Source organism: Arboricoccus pini, assembly GCF_900187945.1.
Lineage (GTDB): Bacteria > Pseudomonadota > Alphaproteobacteria > Geminicoccales > Geminicoccaceae > Arboricoccus > Arboricoccus pini.
The window spans coordinates 121,087-140,564 of sequence record NZ_FYEH01000010.1; the positions used below are offsets into that span (position 1 = coordinate 121,087).

Annotated in this window: 17 protein-coding genes; 7 read left to right on the top strand and 10 right to left on the bottom strand. The window is 65.0% G+C overall.

The window, feature by feature from the left end:
• Positions 1-143 precede the first annotated feature (143 nt).
• Positions 144-1,145 (bottom strand): alpha/beta fold hydrolase, encoded by a 1,002-nt coding sequence (locus CFB17_RS13970; RefSeq protein WP_165769622.1) that lies wholly within the window; start codon positions 1,143-1,145, stop codon positions 144-146.
• Between the two features lie 839 nt (positions 1,146-1,984).
• On the opposite strand from CFB17_RS13970, the gene CFB17_RS13980 reads away from it, so the two are divergent.
• Entirely contained in the window at positions 1,985-4,195 is a 2,211-nt protein-coding gene (locus CFB17_RS13980; RefSeq protein ID WP_133063914.1) for a hypothetical protein, read from the top strand.
• 101 nt (positions 4,196-4,296) lie between these two features.
• Entirely contained in the window at positions 4,297-6,003 is a 1,707-nt protein-coding gene (locus CFB17_RS13985; protein WP_088562181.1) for an IlvD/Edd family dehydratase, read from the top strand.
• A gap of 18 nt (positions 6,004-6,021) precedes the next feature.
• Here the strand turns inward: CFB17_RS13985 and CFB17_RS13990 are convergent, their stop codons facing one another.
• Entirely contained in the window at positions 6,022-7,458 is a 1,437-nt protein-coding gene (locus CFB17_RS13990; RefSeq protein ID WP_088562182.1) for an amidase, read from the bottom strand.
• A 181-nt stretch (positions 7,459-7,639) separates the two neighbouring features.
• Between CFB17_RS13990 and CFB17_RS13995 the strand changes: the two genes are divergently transcribed.
• Positions 7,640-8,719, top strand: coding sequence for a YeiH family protein (locus CFB17_RS13995; RefSeq protein ID WP_088562183.1), 1,080 nt, complete (start codon positions 7,640-7,642; stop codon positions 8,717-8,719).
• Here CFB17_RS13995 and CFB17_RS14000 read toward each other — a convergent pair.
• The 3 genes from CFB17_RS14000 to CFB17_RS14010 all read right to left on the bottom strand — a co-directional run bounded on the left by CFB17_RS14000 (position 8,672) and on the right by CFB17_RS14010 (position 10,320).
• Positions 8,672-9,610, bottom strand: a complete 939-nt coding sequence (locus CFB17_RS14000) for a LysR family transcriptional regulator (protein ID WP_088562184.1) — start codon at positions 9,608-9,610, stop codon at positions 8,672-8,674. The genes CFB17_RS13995 and CFB17_RS14000 overlap by 48 nt on opposite strands.
• Positions 9,611-9,694: 84 nt before the next feature.
• A complete protein-coding gene (locus CFB17_RS14005) occupies positions 9,695-10,081 on the bottom strand; it encodes a type II toxin-antitoxin system VapC family toxin (RefSeq protein ID WP_088562185.1) in 387 nt (128 codons plus the stop codon).
• Positions 10,078-10,320: a type II toxin-antitoxin system Phd/YefM family antitoxin gene (locus CFB17_RS14010; protein WP_088562186.1), complete on the bottom strand. Its 243-nt coding sequence runs from the start codon at positions 10,318-10,320 to the stop codon at positions 10,078-10,080. Before CFB17_RS14010 ends, CFB17_RS14005 begins: the two co-directional genes overlap by 4 nt.
• A gap of 194 nt (positions 10,321-10,514) precedes the next feature.
• On the opposite strand from CFB17_RS14010, the gene CFB17_RS14015 reads away from it, so the two are divergent.
• The gene (locus CFB17_RS14015) at positions 10,515-10,937 is read left to right on the top strand and encodes a GlcG/HbpS family heme-binding protein (RefSeq protein ID WP_088562210.1); all 423 of its coding nucleotides are present in this window, start codon (positions 10,515-10,517) and stop codon (positions 10,935-10,937) included.
• Positions 10,938-11,527: 590 nt separating this feature from the next.
• Complete coding sequence (locus tag CFB17_RS14020; protein WP_088562187.1) at positions 11,528-12,067, top strand: NAD(P)H-dependent oxidoreductase; 540 nt, start codon at positions 11,528-11,530, stop codon at positions 12,065-12,067.
• 123 nt (positions 12,068-12,190) lie between these two features.
• Here the strand turns inward: CFB17_RS14020 and CFB17_RS14025 are convergent, their stop codons facing one another.
• From CFB17_RS14025 to CFB17_RS14035, 3 genes are all read right to left on the bottom strand, one after another.
• Positions 12,191-12,961: a hypothetical protein gene (locus tag CFB17_RS14025; protein ID WP_088562188.1), complete on the bottom strand. Its 771-nt coding sequence runs from the start codon at positions 12,959-12,961 to the stop codon at positions 12,191-12,193.
• Between the two features lie 147 nt (positions 12,962-13,108).
• Positions 13,109-13,387, bottom strand: a complete 279-nt coding sequence (locus tag CFB17_RS14030) for a DUF4242 domain-containing protein (protein ID WP_088562189.1) — start codon at positions 13,385-13,387, stop codon at positions 13,109-13,111.
• A 272-nt stretch (positions 13,388-13,659) separates the two neighbouring features.
• Positions 13,660-14,562 carry a LysR substrate-binding domain-containing protein gene (locus CFB17_RS14035; protein WP_088562190.1) on the bottom strand — a complete coding sequence of 301 codons (903 nt, stop codon included), beginning with the start codon at positions 14,560-14,562 and terminating at the stop codon, positions 13,660-13,662.
• A 140-nt stretch (positions 14,563-14,702) separates the two neighbouring features.
• Between CFB17_RS14035 and CFB17_RS14040 the strand changes: the two genes are divergently transcribed.
• Positions 14,703-15,476 carry an SDR family oxidoreductase gene (locus tag CFB17_RS14040; RefSeq protein WP_088562191.1) on the top strand — a complete coding sequence of 258 codons (774 nt, stop codon included), beginning with the start codon at positions 14,703-14,705 and terminating at the stop codon, positions 15,474-15,476.
• A gap of 506 nt (positions 15,477-15,982) precedes the next feature.
• On the opposite strand, the gene CFB17_RS14045 is transcribed toward CFB17_RS14040, so the two are convergent.
• A complete protein-coding gene (locus CFB17_RS14045; RefSeq protein WP_088562192.1) occupies positions 15,983-16,756 on the bottom strand; it encodes a GNAT family N-acetyltransferase in 774 nt (257 codons plus the stop codon).
• A 250-nt stretch (positions 16,757-17,006) separates the two neighbouring features.
• On the opposite strand from CFB17_RS14045, the gene CFB17_RS14050 reads away from it, so the two are divergent.
• Complete coding sequence (locus CFB17_RS14050) at positions 17,007-17,651, top strand: sigma-70 family RNA polymerase sigma factor (protein WP_088562193.1); 645 nt, start codon at positions 17,007-17,009, stop codon at positions 17,649-17,651.
• On the opposite strand, the gene CFB17_RS14055 is transcribed toward CFB17_RS14050, so the two are convergent.
• Positions 17,558-19,210 (bottom strand): cyclic peptide export ABC transporter, encoded by a 1,653-nt coding sequence (locus tag CFB17_RS14055; RefSeq protein ID WP_088562194.1) that lies wholly within the window; start codon positions 19,208-19,210, stop codon positions 17,558-17,560. The genes CFB17_RS14050 and CFB17_RS14055 overlap by 94 nt on opposite strands.
• Positions 19,211-19,478 lie beyond the last annotated feature (268 nt).

The following is a 19,478-nucleotide window of genomic DNA, read 5'->3' on the forward strand; positions in this document are numbered from 1 at the left end:
CGAAGAAGGCGTATCGCGCAAGGCTTCGTCCGCGCCTAACGTCTCAAGCGCGTCGCCCTGGGATGTGAGAAAATCGCCAAAAATTAAAGGCCGATCGTGAGCATCGCAGGCAGTCTATGCTTGGTGAAATTCGTCCATACGGCCTAGGACAGCGCTTCATGAAACAAGGCGTCGAATGTTTCCTTCAGGTTCGGGTCCATTGGCGCCATATGCCCCCAGGTCGATTCCACCGTTGCGCAGCGACCATTGGGAATGTGCGAGGCCGCGAATTCCGCATCCTCAGGCGGAAAATAGCGATCCTTGTCGATGGGCACCGTGATCAGCTTTGCCGTTATCGCAGCCAGTGCCTTGGTATAGTCGCCGTCATAGGCCGGGCTGTCGGAAATATCGCCGAGTTCCCAGGTCTTTAGCTGGGTGAGCAGATTATTGGCGTCGTGCCCGAGGTAGAAGGGCTCCCAGAAATATTCGAGGAATTCCGCGTGGTTCTTGGCGCCGAATCGCTCATAATGCCCAAGGCGGAAGAATGGCTCGGAGGTGCCCCAACCGGCATAGATCGCGGCAAACGCCTTCAGGCCGCGGATAGGCGGGCTTGCATAAAAGCCGTCCGCATAGACCGGATCGAGGGTCAAGGCGCGCCGTAGCGCCAGGAGGAAGATCTTGTTGTAGGAGGCGGTCCTGGCCGAGCCCGCGATGGGCACGGCGGATCGCACCATGCCTGGATATTGCGCCGCCCATTGATAGGCCTGACAGGCCCCCATCGACCAGCCCGTCACCAGGCGAAGGTGCTCTACGCCCAATCGTTGCGTCAGGAGGGCGTGCTGCAATCGCACATTGTCGTAATATGTGACGGTCGGAAAGCGGCCTTGCTCGCTGGGCGCGGGGGAATTGGATGGCGAGGATGAACGTCCGCCGCCCAGAAGGTTGGTGAAGATGAGAAAATATTTTTCCGGGTCCAGTGCCCGGCCTGTGCCTGTCAGGTAGGTCTCGCTGGCCTCGTCATTGCCGGAAAACCAGGATGGGATGAGGACCGCATTGTCGCCGGTGGGCGACAAGGTCCCGGAGGTTCGATAGGCCAGGCGGGCAACAGGTAACGAGCCGCCCTTCTGCAAGAAGAAGTTATGTGCCTCGAAGTATTCGACAGCCATCCGGCGGGTCCCTTGTCCTACAGGTCGATGTTTCTGCAAAGCAACATCCATGCCAGATACATGATCCATACTAGGACTTGAACGATTGCGCCCTGGAGGTGACGACGTCGACGGCTGAGGGCAAGCGCGTGGCTAAGACGCCGGCCCCGTTCTATCCGCGCGCCCGGCTAGCCAATCCCTGCGACCAGACCCTGGCCCGCAGACCGCAAGTCGTGGAGTTCGGCGCAATCGGGAGCAAGCCCGTGATGGGGAACAGCGCTGGCGCGGCGAAGGAGGAAGTTGGATGCGCCGCTGATCGATGCGCGGCGTGATGCTTCCGCGGTCTCGTTCTGCCGGCGGCAAAACTGATCTGAGCCGCTTTGAGGATTACGGACGGAGCCAGCTTGGATGGGACGAGCGGCGACATGGTAACGATGGGATCTGCACCAGCGGGAGGAGTGGCGCGGCGAAGCCGCCAATTTAGGATGCCGAACGCCAGTTCATAATGAATCTTGCGCTCCACAATGATTTGTTGCGGCGCCCGACCCGGTTCGCCGCAATGCTCCCCCTGAGTCCAGGGAAGGCATCTCCTGGCAGCCGGAGACTTTTCCTGTCTCGCGCGTCCAACCCAAGTATTGAGGCGATCTCATTTCGTTCTTCGATGGAATGAGATGGTATTCGTTGGACGAATATCGGATTTCGTGTTTTGCATTATCATTGAGGGACGAGGCCTATTAACTAGGATCCGGTCATTCGCTGCGCTTTTCAGTTCGTCAACCGAGCGTCCGCAGTCGATCCGGGATGGCGATTGGCTTTTCTTTTCACGCGCTATCGGATGCGGCGACCGAGGAGTTTTCACCATGTCCGAGCAGAGCCCGCGACCGCCCGCTGGACTTGACGAAGGTCCGGCTGTGATAGCCGCGATGAGCGATGCCGCCTTGCCGCCGGCCGTCCTGGAGCCTGAGGTTGATCCGGGCGATGTCGAGGACGGGCGGGGAGGCCTGCCCGCGGGGTTCGCGGCCTGGCTGGCACAGGTCAACGGCATCGATGCCGCTTTGCTGAGCGCCTATATGCGCGATCCGCGCGGTCTGATCGAGCGAGCAAGGGCGGAAGCGGCGGCGGCGATCGTGCCGCCGGATCGGCCCGCCAGCCGGGCGGGCCGCTTCTGGCAAGGGACGACGCTTTATACGGATCTGATCGCGTCCAAGGATTTTCGCGCGCAGCTGCAGCGCCTCGAGATCGATCTGGGAACGGCGGAGAATCCGGAACCGCGCAATCTCCTCGCCACCATGAGGGATGCCTTGCAGCAATTGCAGGACCTAGTGACGGGCGTCTTGGAGAGCGACGATCCGGATGTGCTCTTTGCCAAGGAGCAGATAAAGGCGCAGGCCCAGCAGACGATCAGCGACCTTGGCAGCATCGCCTATGACCGGCCGCTCAAGGAGCGGGTTTTGCCGATCATGGGCAACGTTGCGAGCCTCGCCACCGCCGCCATGCCCTTTGCCTATGCGAGCTACACAAAGCCCGCCAGCTGGTTCTACACAGGTGCCTTGGCGGGCGCGTATGCGCGGACCCTGGCGCAAATGGGCGGCCTCGTCTTCAACCCGGCCTTGAGCATACGGCTGGTGAAGAACAATTTCCGCGATCGTCATCTGATCTGGTTCCTGCCGGCCGTCTTTTACGCCGCGCAGACCTTCCTCAAGGCGGCCTCGGACGACCGGCCGGACAATGCGCCGCTGCAGGGTCATGCCGACCAGGCCATCGCGGTCAATGAAAGCGTCTGGTGGCCGGCCGTTGTCGGCGTCGCCGAGTTCGGCCTCTTCCTCTACGCCAATTTTCCCGATGAATACCAGAAATTCAAGGATTGGACGGCGCTTAAGTTCGCCGGGGCGACTGGCAGAAGCGATCCGGCGACTCTGGGCGACATTCGTCGCTGGCTGACGGAGAAAGCCATCCGGCGGGACAGGCTACATGGTGGCACTGTTCAACTGCCGGACGGGCAAGTCGATGACGGGCGGCAGCGGTATGATCTGGCCGAGCTCATCCAAAACGACTTCAAGCTCGCAAGCGGGCTTTGGAGCGTCGTCAGGGCGGCACGCGAGACTTATGAAATGGGCGGGCGGATCGGCGATGCGGAGAGCCAGCTTCTGGACGAGGTCGGCAGCGGCCTGCAGCGGATGGGCCAGATGTTGGAACCCCTGGTCGAAAACATACTGGGCCATGTCAAGCTCATCGATGACGACGAGAAGCGGGTCAAGAAGATAACAGGGATCGGCCTGCTCGTGACGTCGGCCACGGTGGGCGCGGTCAATTCGCTGGGGGCCATCCGGATTCCCGCGCTACTGTCCGACTATATTCCCTATTACCTAACCGCGTTCCTCGTCATCCTCGGCAAGCTGCACGACAATTCGCAAGGTGTCGATTCCGTCATCCGCACCTTCGGCCTCTATAATGGCGGCTCTTTGCTGGGCGTGCCGCCGTCCGTGGTCAATCTCGCCTTCGAGTTCGCCTTCAACGAGGGAGCCTTCGATCTGGTGGCGAGCGAGCTGCCGGTGGGCCTGCCGGCCAATGCGACGCATACGACGACGGTGCCCAGCCGCCAGATCACGCGGCATCCGGAGCTGCATCCAGGCGACGGGGCGGTGGGTTTCGGACTGCTTGCCGCCTATCAGATACTAACGGTGATGCTGGCTAGCGGTCGGATGGGCGAGGTCGTGGCGCTGAGCACGACCAGGTTGCTGCATCTCCTGGGCAAAAATCCGAGGGCCCTGACAGCGGCGCCCGGCAACGAGGCCGAGGATGGCGCAGCGCCGCTCTCGCCCCAGGACATCGCGCGGCTGGAGGCGGCGTTGATCCGTTTCAAGCAGGCCTTCGACGGCAGGCTGGCCGAGGAGCGTCCCGGTGCCGGCATCGAGGAATTGCCTGCCGACGTGGAGGAGCAGGACCTGGCGGCGCCGGACCCTACCCAATCACTTGGGCTGCGGCCGGTGGGCCACCCCGTCGAGGAAGCCCAGGGTCTGTCGGTGGCGGAGGACGAGCCGGCAATGGCGCCGCGGCCTTCGCCGGCCTGAGAGCTACGGCTAGAGCGGGGTTTGCACTCATGTTGCAATTGTTCTTAGGTGCCCCCTGCCGGTGACGGAGCGCGCCGGACTGAGCGAGGGAGGTGCGAAGAATGACGGGCAAGCCAAGTGGCCTCAGCCATGGGCTCACCAATTATGGCGATCCGGATTTCTCGCTTTATCTCAGGCGGTCCTTCGCCCGCTCGATGGGGCTGTCGGTCGATCTGTTGAAGCGACCGGTGGTGGGCATCACCAACACGGCGAGCGGCTTCAATAATTGCCATCGGCATTTTCCCGAGCTGCTGGAGGCCGTGAAGCGGGGTGTGCTGGCGGCGGGCGGATTGCCGCTCGACTTCCCCACGACATCGCTGGGGGAGGGGTTTCTCTCGCCCACCAGCCTGCGCTTCAGGAATCTCATGGCGATGGACACGGAGGAGTTGATCCGCGCCCAGCCCATGGATTCGGTGGTGCTGATGGGCGGTTGCGACAAGACGGTGCCAGCCCAGCTGATGGGCGCCCTCTCGGCCGACCGGCCGGCCGTGCAGTTGATCGGCGGGCCGATGATGACCGGCCGCTACAAAGGCGAGCGGCTGGGTGCCTGCACCGATTGCCGGCGCTTTTGGGCGCGTTATCGGGCGGGCGAGATCGACCAGCCCGAGATCGAGGCGATCGAGGGCAATCTTGCCACCACGGCTGGGACCTGCGCCGTGATGGGGACGGCCTCGACCATGGCCTGTCTGGCCGAGGCGCTGGGCATGATCCTGCCGGGCACCGCCGCCATTCCGGCCGTCCATGCCGACCGGCTGCGGGCGGCCGAGGCCACCGGGCGCCTCGCAGTGGCGCTCATAGGCAGCGGCCGTACCCCAAGGCGGATCATCACGGCAAAGTCGGTCGAGAACGCGCTGCGCGTGCTTCTGGCGCTCGGCGGCTCGACGAATGCCATCATCCATCTGACGGCGATCGCAGGCCGTGCCGGGATCGAGGTGACGCTGGATCGGCTGAACGAGCTCAGCGACACAACCCCCGTGCTCGTCAATCTGAAGCCGGTCGGCCGGCATTACATGGAGGATTTCCACGCCGGCGGCGGCATGGGGGCGGTCCTGCGCGAGCTGCGCCCGCTCCTCCATCTGGACTGCCTGACGGTGACGGGCGAGACGCTGGGCGAGCGGCTGGACGCCGAGGGTGCGCCCTGGGTCGACCGCGAGATCATTGCCAGTGCGGCGGCGCCCTTGGAGCCGGTGGGCGGGCTCGTGGCGCTGTTCGGCTCGCTGGCGCCGGCCGGAGCGATCCTGAAGCGCTCGGCTGCCGACAGCAGCCTCTTCGAGCGGGAGGGCAGGGCGGTGGTCTTCACCTCGCTTGCGGACCTCTCCGCCCGGATCGACGATCCGGCGCTTGACGTCAGGGCGGAGGATTTCCTCGTCCTGCAGCAGGCGGGACCGCACAGCCAGTCCGGCATGCCGGAGGCAGGCTACCTGCCGATCCCCAAAAAGCTGGCGGCCAAAGGGGTCAAGGACATGGTGCGGATCTCGGACGCGCGCATGAGCGGCACGGCGTTCGGCACGATCGTCCTGCACGTCACGCCGGATGCGGCCTCGGGCGGGCCTTTGGCCCTGGTGCGAGATGGCGACCGGATCCGCCTCTCCGTTGCCGCCCGGCGGATCGACCTTCTCGTCGAGCCGGACGAGATGGCGAAGCGGCGGGCGGCCGTGACCGTGCCGCCGTCCCCTCGGCGGCGCGGCTATGACCGACTCTATGCCGATCATGTCACCGGCGCCGATCAGGGTTGCGACTTCGACTTCATGCGTGATGTCCAGGGCTAGGCGCCGCGCAGCTCCGGCTCAACCGCCAGCACAGATCGCCGGGCGGCGGTTCGTCCACGGGCGGGCCGCCTCGATCTGGGCCGCGAGGTTCAAGAGGGTCGCCTCGTCGCCAAAACGGCCGACGAACTGGGTGCCGATCGGGATATCGTCGTCGGTCCAGGCGGTCGGCACGGAGACCGCCGGCAAGCCTGAGATGTTGAAGGCGAACATATAGGCCGCATCGGTCCAAAGGGCATTGTAGCGCTCGTAATCGGCGATCTTCATGTCCCAATAGCCGACCGGGCGCGGCAATTGCGTCAAGGTCGGCGTGAGGAACGCGTCGAAGGGATCAAGATCCATGGCGATCACCTTGGCGGTGTCGCGCATCACGTGCACGCTGGTCGCATAGTGCAGCGCGTCCAGGGAGCGGCCGCGCTCGAGCTGCGCCCAGTTATAGGGCAGGAGGTCGTCCTGCCTGACCGGCCGTCCCACCTCCTTGGCCAGTTCCTCAAAGCCCAGCACCGTCTCGACGGCGATGACATCGTTATAATGCGACCAGGCACCCTCGAGGTCGCCCGCCATGTCGTGGGGTACGAGCTCGTGACCGAGCTCCTTTAAGAGCGTTATCATCGCTTCCATGGCGGCCATCACCTCGGGTGCCAATGGCGGGCCCCAGGGTGCCTTTGTGGTGTAGCCGATGCGTAGTCTCTTCTTGGGCGTGGCGATGCTGGCCAGCCAGGTGCCGTCGGGCACGGGGGGCGTATAGGGATCGCCCGGCAGGTTGATCGCCGTGGCATCGAGGAAGGCCGCCGTGTCGCGCACGCTGCGTGTCACCGCCAGGGAATAGACGCTGCCATGCCAGAAATCGGCATAAGGTGCGTAGCTGATCCGCCCCCGCGAGGGCTTCAGTCCCAGAATGCCGCAGCAGGATGCCGGCACGCGGATCGAGCCGCCGCCGTCGGTGGCCTCGCCCAGCGGTACCAGGCGGGCAGCCACCGCCGCCGCCGAGCCGCCGCTCGACCCGCCCGGCGTCACGGCCGGGTTCCAGGGATTGAGAGTCGGGCCGTAGGCTGGCGGCTCGGTGGCGATGCACCAGCCATTCTCCGGCACGTTGCTGCGCCCGAGCGGCACCAGCCCCGCCTCCTTCATCCGCGTCACCATCGCCGTATCGATCTGGCAGACATAGTCGCGCCGATAGGCCAGGCCGGCCGTGAGCGGTGTGCCCTTCCAGAGCGAGCCTATGTCCTTCAAGAGAAAGGGTACGCCCGCGAACAAGCCATCGCCCGGAGCCACTGCCCGCTCGCGGGCGAGCTCGAAGAGCTTGAGCGGCACGGCGTTCAGTTGGGGGTCGATCGCCTCGATCAGGCCGATCGCCACCTCGGCGAGTTCGGTTGCCTTGACCTCTTTGCGCTTGACCTTCTCCGCCAGCCCCAGGGCGTCGCTCGCGGTGTAGAGCCCGATCAGGTCGGCGGTCATGCATCTTCCTCCAGTGCATAGGGGCCGCGGGCAGCGTTTCACAGCTTCCGGTAAGCCACAAGCCTGCCAGCGGCGAATGCCGCATCCAATCGCAAAGGACGATCATATAATTCGAAACGTTTCATTGGATCGATGAGATGCGCGGGAGCATTTTCCACTTCGTCAAGCTTGGAAGGGGACCATGGCAAGCCGCGCCATACATGTGCGGAGCAGCATTCAGGGCCGAGCGCTCGGACGGCAGGGCGCCCGAGTGCTTCGTCGCTTTGTCCCGGGCATGCTGCTTTGCCTCGTCGTCGCCGCCGTCGCCTGGCTGGCGGCCCTGGGTGAGTCGGCCCTTCTTGGCCGGGCGTGGCTCGAATGGCTGGTGCTGGCCATCATTCTGGGCGCTGGCCTGCGCACGGCCTGGCGGCCGCCTCGCGCCTTCGATCCGGGGATCGCCTTCGCCGCCAAGCGGCTCCTGGAGATTGCCGTGGTCCTTTTGGGCGCCTCCTTGGACGCGGCGAGCCTGAGGCAAAGCGGACTCGCTCTGCTGCTCGGCATCGCGCTGGTCGTCTTCCTGGCGCTGGCCCTGGGCTACGGCCTGGGCCGGCTCCTAGGCCTGCCGCATCGACTGGCGGTACTGGTGGCCGCCGGCAATGCCATCTGCGGCAACTCGGCGATTGCCGCCATCGCGCCCGTGCTGGGCGCCGACGGCGAGGAGGTGACGGCCTCGATTGCGTTCACGGCCGTCCTGGGCGTGCTCGTCGTCCTCGTCCTGCCGCCCTTGATGGCGCTCCTTCAGCTGAGCCAGCTGCAATATGGCGTTCTGGCCGGGTTGACCGTCTATGCCGTGCCGCAGGTCCTGGCGGCGACCGCACCCATCTCGGCCCTGAGCGTCCAGATCGGCACTCTCGTCAAGCTCGTCCGCGTCCTCATGCTGGGACCGGTCATACTGATGATCGCCTGCCTGGCCGGGTCAGGGAAGGGTATGGGCGCCGCCCGACGGCGGCCCGCCGGTGCCAAGCTCCTCCCCTGGTTCATCCTGGGCTTTCTTGGCATGGCGGCGCTGCGCTCGCTGGGGCTCCTTCCCGAGCTCGCGCGATCGGGCATGGCGCTGACCGCCACCTTCTTGACCATCCTCTCGATGGCGGCCCTGGGCCTGGGCGTCGATATGCGCACGGTGGTGCGCTCCAGCCCCCGCGTGTGCCTGGCGGCCGGCGGTTCGCTCCTGCTCCTAGGCGCGATCAGCCTCGGGCTCATCGCCGCGCTCGGCCTTGCCTGAGATGCCGTCGGCGCCCATGCGCAGGATGGCAAGGAAGTTTTCGCCTGCCCGGCTCCGATAGCGCTCCTTGTGCCAGAGGCAGTCGAAGCGGCGGCGCGGCAGCGGAAAAGGGAGGCGCTGCAACCGGCCAGCCGCGATACCGCCCGCCGCCGCCAGCTCGGAGATGGCGGCGGCCCCGAGGCCCGCTTCGACCGCGCCCAGGACCCCCTCGTTGGAGGGCATCTCCAAAACAATGCGCAGGGCTTGCGGATCCAGGCCGGCCATGGCGATCGCCAGCTCGAACTCGGTACGCGTGCCGGACCCGCGCTCGCGCGAGACCCAGGGCAGCTCGAGCAGCCGCTGCCGGGTGTCAATCCTCTGGCCGCCCGGCAGGCCATCCCGGCCAAGGACGACGACCAGCCGGTCGGCGCCGACCGGCTCCGCCTGCAGGGCGGTCTCGTCGACGCCGCCCTCGACGAGGCCGATCTCGGCCGTCCCCTCGAGGACCGCCGAGGCGACCTTGGCCGTGTTGCCGATCGCGACCTCGAGACCAACGCCCGGATGCCGTGCCCGGAAAGTCGCCAGGCGTGCCGGCAGCCAGTAGCTGGCGATCGTCTGGCTGGCCGCGACCCGCAGCGTGCCGCCTTCCGTCAGCGCAAAATCCTGGAGCAGGCATCTTGCGGCCTCCGCGCGCGCGAGCACTGCCGCCGCCTCGGGAACGAACGCACGCCCGGCCTCGGTCAACTCGATCCGCCGGCCGATGCGATTGAAGAGATGAGTGTCGTAGCGCGTCTCGAGTGCCTTGATGGCGGCGCTGACCGTCGACTGGGTGAGATTGAGTGCTGCCGCCGCCAGCGTCACGTGCTGCCGCTCGGCTACCGCCAGGAAGATGCGCAACTGGTCGAGCGTCATGATCCTGGCGCCAAGCACGGTTCCATCGACGCCGCGGAGGAGAATGAGCGGATGGTCATGGCGTGATCCGCCGCGACGTCGACATCAGATCAGGCGGATCGGGGCTGGATACGCCGCCAGCCGCGAATCCGCGGTCAAAAGCGTGATCCCCTCGACCATGGTCTGGGCGACAAGGATGCGATCAAAGGGGTCCTTATGGATGGGCGGCAGGCTCTCTATCGCCACCGCATGCTCGCCCGTGATGGGCAGTTCGCGATAGCCATGGTCGAGCAGGCCACGCCGCAGCAGCCGCGCATCGACCTGGAAATCCGCCCGACCGAGGCTGTGCTTGATGGCGATCTCCCAAAGGCTGGCCGAGCTGAAGAGCAGCGTGTTCGCCAGATCGTCCATGAGTCCCTGGGCCGCCGGGGAGAGCCGTTCCGGCCGGCCCGCAGCCCAGAGAAGGACATGCGTGTCGAGAAGGAGCTTCATGCCTCCTCGTCAAAAAGCGCCTCGATGGCGGCCTCGCCCAGGCGATCGAAATCGTCCGGCACCCGGATGCCTGGCATGAACCCCAGCCGTCCAGCGGCATCGGCGACCGGCGGGTCGACCGGCGTGACCTTGACCAGCGGTCGCCCGGCCCGGGCGATGACGAAGGGCTGGCCGTTCACCGCCTGCTCGATCAGCTTCGAGAGATGGGTCTTGGCTTCGTGAATATTGACCGTCAGCATAAGGCCGTTCCATATGAACTAAGTCTACTTAGTTTAGTCTTTCCCAGTTGTCTATCAAGTCCGCCGACCGTTGTATCGTCACCATTTCCGCATGCTGGAACGCTATCGGGGCCGCTGGCATGGCAATGCGTGGCACCTTGGTCGAAAACTTTCTGCACCTCGGTCGGGTGGGCCGGCCGAATCGCTTGGAGATGATGATGACGACGCGAGCCAGCCGAAAACTCACCCATTCGGCCGTTGCGACCATGCTGGCGGCGGCAGTGGCCAAGGCCGAGTCGATGGGCGTGCCGCAGAATGTCTGGATCGTCGACGATGGCGGTAATCCCCTCGGCTTCACGCGCATGGACGGGGCCAAGCTGCTCTCCATCGAGACCTCCAAATCGAAGGCGATCACCGCCGCCTCGCATCGCCAGCCGACCGGTCGCCTCGACCCGGCTGTGGAGGTGAAGTTCGCCCTCGCTTCCGGCGGCAGGCTGACCAATCTCGAGGGCGGCCTGCCGATCCTGATCGAGGATGAGTATGTGGGCGGCATCGGCGTCGGGTCAGGCAAGGGTGCCGAGGACGTCGAGGTGGCAAAGGCGGCCTTGGCGGCGATCGGCGCGCGCGTCGACTTCTAGCTCGGCGTCCGCCGGGCATGCCAACCACCGCCGCGCGGCGCTCGCGAGGCGTTCCAATCGCGGGCCGGCGCACGACGTCGGTCCGGCAAAGGGGCGCGAGAGCGGCGGTGCCAACGTTATCCGCAGGCGTCCGCGCCCGTTCCGGTCGCGAGCTAGGATGTGCGTTTTGCCAACTGTGGGCAACGGCCCCTGTATGCGGCGGGCCCGTCGGTTTGGCGTGCCAAGCAGGGTAAGCGGGGCCCGTTCCTCTTCATCGCCCCCTTCGTGGGCGCGCATCTCCAGGCCTGGCCGCAGATACCGCCGTCGCGCAAACGCCGATGCAGAGTCGAGTTTTATCATCATCCGTCGCACGAATGTCTGAGCGGCGAGGTGGATGGCTACCAGACGCTGTTGCACTGGCATCATTCCGCGTGCTGCATGAGATCGCCCATGGCGTTCTTCCCTGTGGTGGAGGAGGCGGGGCCGATCGTCGCCGGGCCTTGCCCTACATGAGTCCGCAGGGCCATCTGCCGCTGCCGGGCGAATCGTCTTTGGCATCGGTCCGGCCAAGCCACTCAACGCGATCCCTTTCGATAAAAGGACCTCAGGCCATGACGCAGCTTCGCATCCTCGGTATCAACGGCAGTCTGCGAAAACCGTCGCGCACCGGCGCTCTCACCCGTCGTGCCGTCGATGCCTTGGCGCTCGCGCTGAACGGCGAGGGCCGCGTCCTCGAAATCGCCGAAGTCTGGAGCTCGCTTGCCGCCGCCACCGAGCGCGAGGAACTCCATGGCCCGGGCAAGGACGCCGTCCAGGCCGTCGAAACAGCCGACTTTCTCGTCGTCGCCTCGCCCGTCTATCGCGCCTCCTATCGCGGCTCCCTCAAGCACCTCTTCGATCTCGTCCATCGTCCGGCCCTCTCCGAGCGACCCGTCCTCCTGCTTGCCACCGGCGGCAGCCCCGGCCACGGCCTCGTCCTCGAACACCAACTCCGACCCCTCATGGCCTTCTTCAACGCCCTCACTTTGCCAACCGCCATCTACGCCACCGAAACCGACTTCGCCGGCACCGAAATCACCAACCCCGCCATCGCCGAACGCCTGGAACGTGCCGTCGCGGAAGCGAAACGCATCGTCGGTCCGCGAAACTGATCCGATGCCCACGTTAGCGAGAAAGCAGGGATGCCTCCGGCGGCCAGGGGGCACCGCCCCCTGGACCCGGGTTGGGGTGGGGTTGTCGGTCGCGGGTGAGGATTGAGTCTTAGCCTCCCACCATCACGAGGGCGGGCCGGTTCCGTAGCGGCCGATCTTCCTCGCACCCTGCAAGCGTATCGCCGCCTGCATGCTCTCCGCCGGCCGCTCGTGCCAGTACCGCGCCACACCACGCGCCACCGCCTCCAGGCGAAGCGAGGGCAGCGCGCTGGGCCCAAGGCCCGTACCCATCCGCTCGGCCTCGGACGCCAGCTTGTCCGCCAGCCGGTTCAACTCAGCCCGGTTGTCCCGCTCAACCCGGCGCAGATCGGCCAGGGCCAGCGCTTCCGCCTCCTCCTGGTGCTCGGGTATCGCCGCGCAATGGCTCCAGTCGCCCGGCGGCTGGCGCGGTTCGGCCGGCGGTGCGGCCTCGCGACGCTCGGGCCTGGGCTGCGTCTCACGCGCGGCGGCCTCGGCCCGGGCGACGAAGCGCTCGGCCATGCTCCGGGCCGGATCGCGGCCCCGGTGCTGCTCATGGAGGACGAACATGGCGACCCGCATGTCGCCCGTCTCCAGACCCATCTCCAGGATGGAGAGCGCCAGGGGTGCCAGCCGGGCGATGCGCTCCTCATAAGGGAGCGATGCCACCGCGCTGTAATGCCGAAGCAGCTCCTGGAACTCCTCATCCCGCAGCAGCTTCTCGACTTCCATGACGGGAACGCGGTTGACGAGCGCCATCTCCTGGGCGGTACGTCCGGCCGCCATGGCCTGGGCCGTGCGCCTGCGGTCGCGCCTGGCCCAGAAGGGGTAGCGGCGCCGTGGCGGCTTGGGGGCGAGGCTATCGGTCCAGTCCATGGGGCCCACTGTATAAGGAATATAGTCCTTATACAATAGATCTCATGCGCCACCCGCTGTCCGCCCCACCCATCGTCCCCAGGTCCAGGAGGCGGTGCCTCCTGGTCGCCGAAGGCTTCTTCCTCGTCCAGGCTTGGCGCGATCGGCCTAGCTGTTCTTGCCCGTTTCGGGCCCGATGATGGCAGCGACTTCGGTAATCTTGTCCGCTGGCAGGCCGCAGGTGGTGGCATGGCGACGGATCGTCTCGGCATCCTTGGCTTCGTGGACGCAATAGACCGTGTCGCCGGCCACGTAGCTGGTAATCCAGGTATAGGGCTCGCCCAGGCCGGCCACGACCTCGTTGGACCTGGCCGAGACGTCACGAAGCTCGTCGCTCGTGAGCTTGGCGGCTCCTGGAATGTGACGCTCGATAATGAAGACTGGCATGGGTCATCTCCCTTGTTGAACCACGAGGCCTTGTTGCCTGGCATCGCCTCAATGCGATGCGCCGCCTCTTGGGCAGGGGGCCATTATGCGTTCAACGGGGCGCCTTGAGGTAGCCCTTGCCCGTATTTACGCTCTGCCGGCTCCTGGGAAAGGTCATGGCAGGCCATGGTGAGCATCGGCCGGTCCATGAGCGAGAAGGCGGCAGACACCTTCCGGCAGGGGTGGCGTCGGGTGGCATGGTGGCCGGGAAGGAGGGAAGGGCGGCCCGGGTCTCAATTCAGCAGCTTGCGACGCAGGAGAGCCTCCAGCCAGTCGGCGAAGACCCGCAGCCGCTGCGAGAGATGGCGACGATGCAGATAGAGCAGGGTCATTTCCAGGGGCCTGGCCCGGTAGGCGGGCATGATCTCGACGAGATGGCCGGTTTGCAGGTGTTCGGCCACGTCATAGGTCGGGATCTGGATCAGTCCCAGGCCGGACAGGCAGCAGGCGATGTAGGCTTCAGCGCTATTGACGGTGACACGCCCACGGACAGGTATCGTGCATGGCCTGCCGTTCTCGACCCATTCCCAGTCCTCGACGCGACCACTGGAGGGAGAGGCGTATCGCACCGCGAAGTGGCTTTTAAGGTCGGCCGGATTTTCTGGGCTGCCATGCCTGGCGAGGTAGGCGGGGCTGGCGACGTTGACGAGCGACAACTCACCCAGCCGGTGCGCGATGAGGCTGGAGTCGTTGAGAGGGCCGACGCGGAGCGCGCAATCGACGCGATCCTCGACCAGATCGACAACCCGGTCGGTGACGCCGAGGTCGATCGTGAGATGCGGGTATTGATCCAGGAATTCGGGCAGGGCCGGGGCTATGACGAGCCGTCCAATGCGGGCGGGAACATTGACGCGGAGCTCGCCGACTGGGCCAGCATCGTCGCGACGGAACAGGCGCTCGGTTTCCTCGACATCGGCCAGCAGCCGCAGGCAGCGCTCATAGAAGGCCTGGCCGTCCTGGGTAGGTGAGACCTTCCGTGTCGTTCGATTGAGGAGGCGCGCCCCCAGGCGTCCCTCAAGATTGAGGACGCCGGCGGAGACCGTTGATCTTGGCAGTCCCAGGGAATCTGCGGCGCGGGTGAAGCTGGCGCATTCCACGACTCGCGCGAACATGCGGAAGAGATCGATGCGGTCCAAGGAAGCTTTCCCGCCGATTGTCCGTCAATCCTGACAAGTGATGTCAGAATGACCATCTTTGCCCGAAAATTCCAGACGGTAAGCTCGTGCCAATGAAAAGAGTCGTCATTGATGGCTCGGCCGGGACTGAGGAGAGAAGCATGAGCGATCACGGCATCAAGGGCAAAACCGCGATCATCGCCGGAGGGGCGAAAAATCTGGGTGGATTGCTGGCGCGTGATCTGGCGGCGCAGGGGGCACGCGCCGTGGCCATCCACTATAACAGCGCCGCGACGAAAGGCGCTGCGGAGGAGACGCTGGCAGCCGTTAGGGCGATGGGTGCCGAGGCCCTGGCCTTCCAGGCCGATCTGACGACGGCCGATGCCATGGCGAAGCTCTTTGCCGATGCCGTTGCCGCTTTTGGCAAGCCGGACATCGCCATCAACACGGTTGGCAAGGTCTTAAAAAAGCCGCTGACCCAGATCAGCGAAGCCGAATTCGACGAGATGAGTGCCGTCAACTCCAAGACGGCCTTCTTCTTCATCCAGGAGGCCGGACGTCAACTCAATGACAGCGGCAAGATCTGCACTCTGGTGACATCGCTGCTGGGCGCGTTCACGCCCTTCTATGCCGCCTATGCCGGCACCAAGGCGCCGGTCGAGCATTATACCCGCGCGGCGTCCAAGGAACTGGGTGAGCGCGGCATTTCGGTAACGGCGATCGGGCCCGGTCCGATGGACACCCCCTTCTTCTATCCTGCGGAGGGGGCCGACGCGGTCGCCTATCACCAGACAGCGGCAGCGCTGTCGCCATTCTCCAAGACCGGCCTTACCGACATCGAGGACATCGTGCCCTGGATCAGGTTCCTCGTCTCGGACGGCTGGTGGATGACCGGCCAGACCATCTTGGTGAATGGCGGCTACACAACGAAATAGCAGGTGGCTCGCGCTACGGTTTGGCGATCGCAAGGGGCGTCGCCGAGCCGATCTCGCCGGGCCGTGAACGCCCAGGGAGATGACGGCTGAAAAGAACCATGCCCGGCCTTTGCGGTATCGGAATGCAGGTGCCCAGCGAACAAGGCAGCAATGGCCGTTCGATATAGGAAACTTAGTCAGTATTCAGCATGAGCGTTCGCTCTTACATGGCTTCGACATGCGATTTACATTATCTAGAATAAAATAAGCTGGAATGGTTATTTTGCTTAGCGTCCGGCATCCGAAGAATGCGGCGCCGTTCGCGGCAAAGCTTTCTTTGGCGCCGGAGGCTCGGGGGGTGAGAACGAACGGGGCTGCTCCCTTCCGGCTGGGGTGCGATGAAGCGCGCCGCTGGATCGCCGTTTTTGCTCGACATGCGGCGGCGAGCGGCTTTGCCCCGTCGGGATCGAACCGGCAGGGTCGTGGTACTCCGGCGACGGAACAGGGCCTGAGGCCGAGCCGTGGGTCTAGCTGCGCAGCGCGATCAGGAGAGGGCGGGCGATGCGGCGAAAGCCCAGTCTGGCATAAAGCCTCTCCACATGACCACCCGGCAGGCATTGAAGGAAGAGCGTGGCGCAACCGAGGCTGACGGCGGTGGCGATCGCAGCCCGGGTGACGGCCTGCCCGAGGCCACGCCGTTGCAGGTCGGCCGCGACGCCCACGTTGTAGAGGCCGGCAACGCCGTCGGCCGCGTGCACCGAGGCGCAGGCCGCCGGTCGCCCGTCCGCGCGCAGCAGCAGATGGCGGACGGCGACGCCGGGCCCGCTCGTCGCCGCGGCCAGCGTCGGACCATAGGCATCGGCGGTCGCCCGGTTGAGCGCCTCGTTGTCGGAGAGCTGCCGCATCACCGCGAGAAAATCCGCCCCGGGTGCGGGCTCCCTGCTGGTCTCGACCGACGCTGACCCCAGGTCGGCATCGACCTGCTCGACAGAGCGGACCATCCACGCCACGGCGGCGGTCGGCGCCCCATCGAACCGCAGGCACAGATCGCGCGCCTCGGCCATGTCGGCGGCCAGGAGGACGGGTGCCCGATTGCGTCGGGCCGCCGCCTCGCGGACCCAGGCCGCATCGCTGGCGCCAAGCACGTAGTTCAGGCCGAAATCGGCGATTGTCTCGGACCAGACCAAACGGGATCCGTCCGGGCCAGGATCGACGCCGGAGACGTAGCAGCCGCTTTGCAGACGTACGTGGATATCGATCCACGCAGCCATCCTCTGGTCGGCCGGGGTATCGCGCAGCATGGCGGTGCCTCTTTATTATATCAAATATAGAATACCTATAATATAATAGTTATCGTAACCGTAAAACTATTACATTTCCTATTTCGTGCGGTCTTATTGTAACTCCGTAATGCATTTGCTACGGCGCTTTCCTGAATTGATTCGTATTGCCCAGTCATCACTATTGATGGCGTGAAGTCCAGCAAGATTAAGTTCTGGTGAGAGCGGATCTTTTTCTTGTTGGTCGTCGCGCGGGGGCGAGGGGAGTTCCATGCGGGAACGATTGGACGACACGAGGCGACGCGAACTTCTCGAGGTGTTCCTGGTCAGTCGGGGTCAACTCGTTGCGACCGCCCGTTCGGTGCTTCGCTGCGCCGTCCGCGCCGACGACATCGTGCAGGATGTCGTAATCAAGATCTGCCAGAACGAAATTGGCACCGATGTCCGTGATCCGCGCATCTATCTGAAGCGCATGGTTCGCAATCTCGCGGTGGATTTCCTGCGGCGATCTCAGCGCGAGTACCGCCAAACGGCGCCGGAAGCCGACGCTTACGAATTGGCCGCGCCGGCGACCGACCCGCAGGACCGACTGGAGGCGCGCGAGGCGCTGAGGACGGTCGTGACGACGCTGCGCTCGGCTCCTGAGCGGACCCGTAACGTGTTTATCGCCAACCGCCTGCGGGGCGTGCCGCAAAAGGTGATCGCGGCCCAGGCGGGTGTCTCGCCTACTCTGGTCAACTTCATCATCCGTGACGCGACCGCCCTTTGCCGCAAGGCGGTGGAGCCCTCCGGCACGCTCGAGGTCAAGCGCTACCCGAAACCTCATTCGGGGATCGCTGCCAATGATCGTTGCCGCCTGACCTCGACGACGGCGCCGTTTTCGAGCTTCACGCATCGGTCGGCGACGTCGAAATAGCGGTCATCGTGCGAGATCGCGAGCACTGCCTTGCCGCGCGACCTGAGCTCGGGCAGGAGGCTGTTATAGAAGATCTCGCGAAAAGCCGGGTCCTGGTCGGCCGCCCACTCGTCGAAGAGATAAAACGGCCGGTCCTCCAGATAGGCCACCACCAGGGCCAGCCTCTTGCGCTGTCCCTGCGACAGCTCCCGCGTTGAGAGCACGCCCTCCCTGACGGTGACCTTACGGGACAATTGCAGCTTCTCGATCAACGCATTGGCGCGCGCATCGAGCTGCTCGCTGCTGGCGGCAACGCCCGCCAGTGTGGGGAACAGATAGAAATCGGAGAACACCGCTGAGAACAACGACCGCTGGCGGTCGCGATCGCCGTCGCCGACCTCACGTCCGTCGATCGAGATCGAGCCCGCTTCCGGCGGGTAGAGACCGGTGATGATCTTGGCCAGCGTCGTCTTGCCGCTGCCATTACCGCCGATCAACATCACGATCTCGCCGGGCCGCAAGACGAGGTCGATCGGACCAAGCTCGAAGGTGCCCTCCTCGGAGTCACGGTAATAGCGATGACGCACGCCTTTAAGGACCAGCTCGCTGAAGCCCTTGGCTGGGGCGGCGCTGGCGCGCGGCTCGGATGAGGTCGAGGCCTCGAGGACGAAATCGATCCGGCCCATCGAGAGCCGTGCCTGCTGGGCATTGGGCAGGTTGTTGAGGAGAGCCTCCAGGGGCATCATCAGATAAAGAAAGATGATGGTCGAGCCGGCGGCGGCCGTGCCGGTCCAGAAGGTGAGCACGCCGATCAGCGCATAGACCAGGAACAACGCGCTGCTGCTGGAGAGCACGTAGATCCGCAGCCCGCGCAGCCGATGCACGCGCGTCTCGCTCACGCTCTGCTCGAGCGAGAGGGCAAGAAAGGCCTCCGCCCGCGCCCGGTTCAGCTTCAGTTCCTTGGCTCCGGCAAAGAGGCCGTCGAAATGGCCGAACAGCTCGTCTTGCGCCTGCCCGGCTCGTTTTAGGTTACCGATCGCGCGCGCGTTGCCTAACAGAAATATGGCCGATCCCATGAGCGTCACGACGATCGAGAGGAGAAAGGCCTGGAGCGAGAACCAGGCCAGATAGCCAAGACAGCCAACGACGATCGCGGCGTTCATCACGATGTTGGGAAACGCCATGAGGAAATCGGAGACGCGCCTTGCATCGTCCGTCATGACGGACTGGACCTTGGCAGCACCAAGGCGCTCGACGCTGCGAAACTCGGCGGCGGCGATCCGCCGCGCGATCAGGCGCCTAAGATCGAGCAGCGCGCCCTCGCCCAACTGCGCGAACAGCATGCCGCTGGCGATCCTGGCGCCGATCGCTACGATGGCGCAGGTGGTGAAGGCCAGGGCCAATAGCTGCAGATGCTGGCCACTCTGCAGCGCCTGGTTGACCGCGGCCACCATCCCGACCGCGCCCGTGGCGCCAAGCAGGCTGGCGGCTAGCGCGATGCCCAGTCGCCGTCGCGGGCATTGCGCCAGAATGCGCAAGAGGGGGCGCCGCCTGGCCCTCAGGGTTTGCTCATCGCTCATCTTGAATAGGCCCCCTTCGCCTGTCCCTAAAAGGACGCTCGAAAGACGCATCGATTTAGTCGAATGCGCGATTTGCCCGGGCGAGCGGCAGATCGCGGCCAGACGTCGCCTAAATTTCGGACAGGCTCGGACGTCTCGTTGATGAGTAGCGCCTTTGCGCCGCATCAAGGAAAACGAGGTCCGTCCTATGAGCAGCTTGCAGCAAGACTGTGTTGCCGATCGTGATGCTCTTGGGATGGGTTGTGTTTGGTCATCGGGCTTATTTGTT

Excerpts from the sequence above, each read along its gene's own strand:
- CFB17_RS14020 (WP_088562187.1), top strand. The coding sequence starts at position 11,528 with ATGACGCAGCTTCGCATCCTCGGTATCAACGGCAGTCTGCGAAAACCG.
- CFB17_RS13985 (WP_088562181.1), top strand. The coding sequence starts at position 4,297 with ATGACGGGCAAGCCAAGTGGCCTCAGCCATGGGCTCACCAATTATGGC.
- CFB17_RS13970 (WP_165769622.1), bottom strand. The coding sequence starts at position 1,145 with ATGGCTGTCGAATACTTCGAGGCACATAACTTCTTCTTGCAGAAGGGC.
- CFB17_RS13995 (WP_088562183.1), top strand. The coding sequence starts at position 7,640 with ATGGCAAGCCGCGCCATACATGTGCGGAGCAGCATTCAGGGCCGAGCG.
- CFB17_RS14010 (WP_088562186.1), bottom strand. The coding sequence starts at position 10,320 with ATGCTGACGGTCAATATTCACGAAGCCAAGACCCATCTCTCGAAGCTG.
- CFB17_RS14030 (WP_088562189.1), bottom strand. The coding sequence starts at position 13,387 with ATGCCAGTCTTCATTATCGAGCGTCACATTCCAGGAGCCGCCAAGCTC.
- CFB17_RS14005 (WP_088562185.1), bottom strand. The coding sequence starts at position 10,081 with ATGAAGCTCCTTCTCGACACGCATGTCCTTCTCTGGGCTGCGGGCCGG.
- CFB17_RS13980 (WP_133063914.1), top strand. The coding sequence starts at position 1,985 with ATGTCCGAGCAGAGCCCGCGACCGCCCGCTGGACTTGACGAAGGTCCG.
- CFB17_RS14050 (WP_088562193.1), top strand. The coding sequence starts at position 17,007 with ATGCGGGAACGATTGGACGACACGAGGCGACGCGAACTTCTCGAGGTG.
- CFB17_RS14045 (WP_088562192.1), bottom strand. The coding sequence starts at position 16,756 with ATGCTGCGCGATACCCCGGCCGACCAGAGGATGGCTGCGTGGATCGAT.
- CFB17_RS14055 (WP_088562194.1), bottom strand. The coding sequence starts at position 19,210 with ATGAGCGATGAGCAAACCCTGAGGGCCAGGCGGCGCCCCCTCTTGCGC.
- CFB17_RS13990 (WP_088562182.1), bottom strand. The coding sequence starts at position 7,458 with ATGACCGCCGACCTGATCGGGCTCTACACCGCGAGCGACGCCCTGGGG.
- CFB17_RS14040 (WP_088562191.1), top strand. The coding sequence starts at position 14,703 with ATGAGCGATCACGGCATCAAGGGCAAAACCGCGATCATCGCCGGAGGG.
- CFB17_RS14000 (WP_088562184.1), bottom strand. The coding sequence starts at position 9,610 with ATGACGCTCGACCAGTTGCGCATCTTCCTGGCGGTAGCCGAGCGGCAG.
- CFB17_RS14015 (WP_088562210.1), top strand. The coding sequence starts at position 10,515 with ATGATGACGACGCGAGCCAGCCGAAAACTCACCCATTCGGCCGTTGCG.
- CFB17_RS14025 (WP_088562188.1), bottom strand. The coding sequence starts at position 12,961 with ATGGACTGGACCGATAGCCTCGCCCCCAAGCCGCCACGGCGCCGCTAC.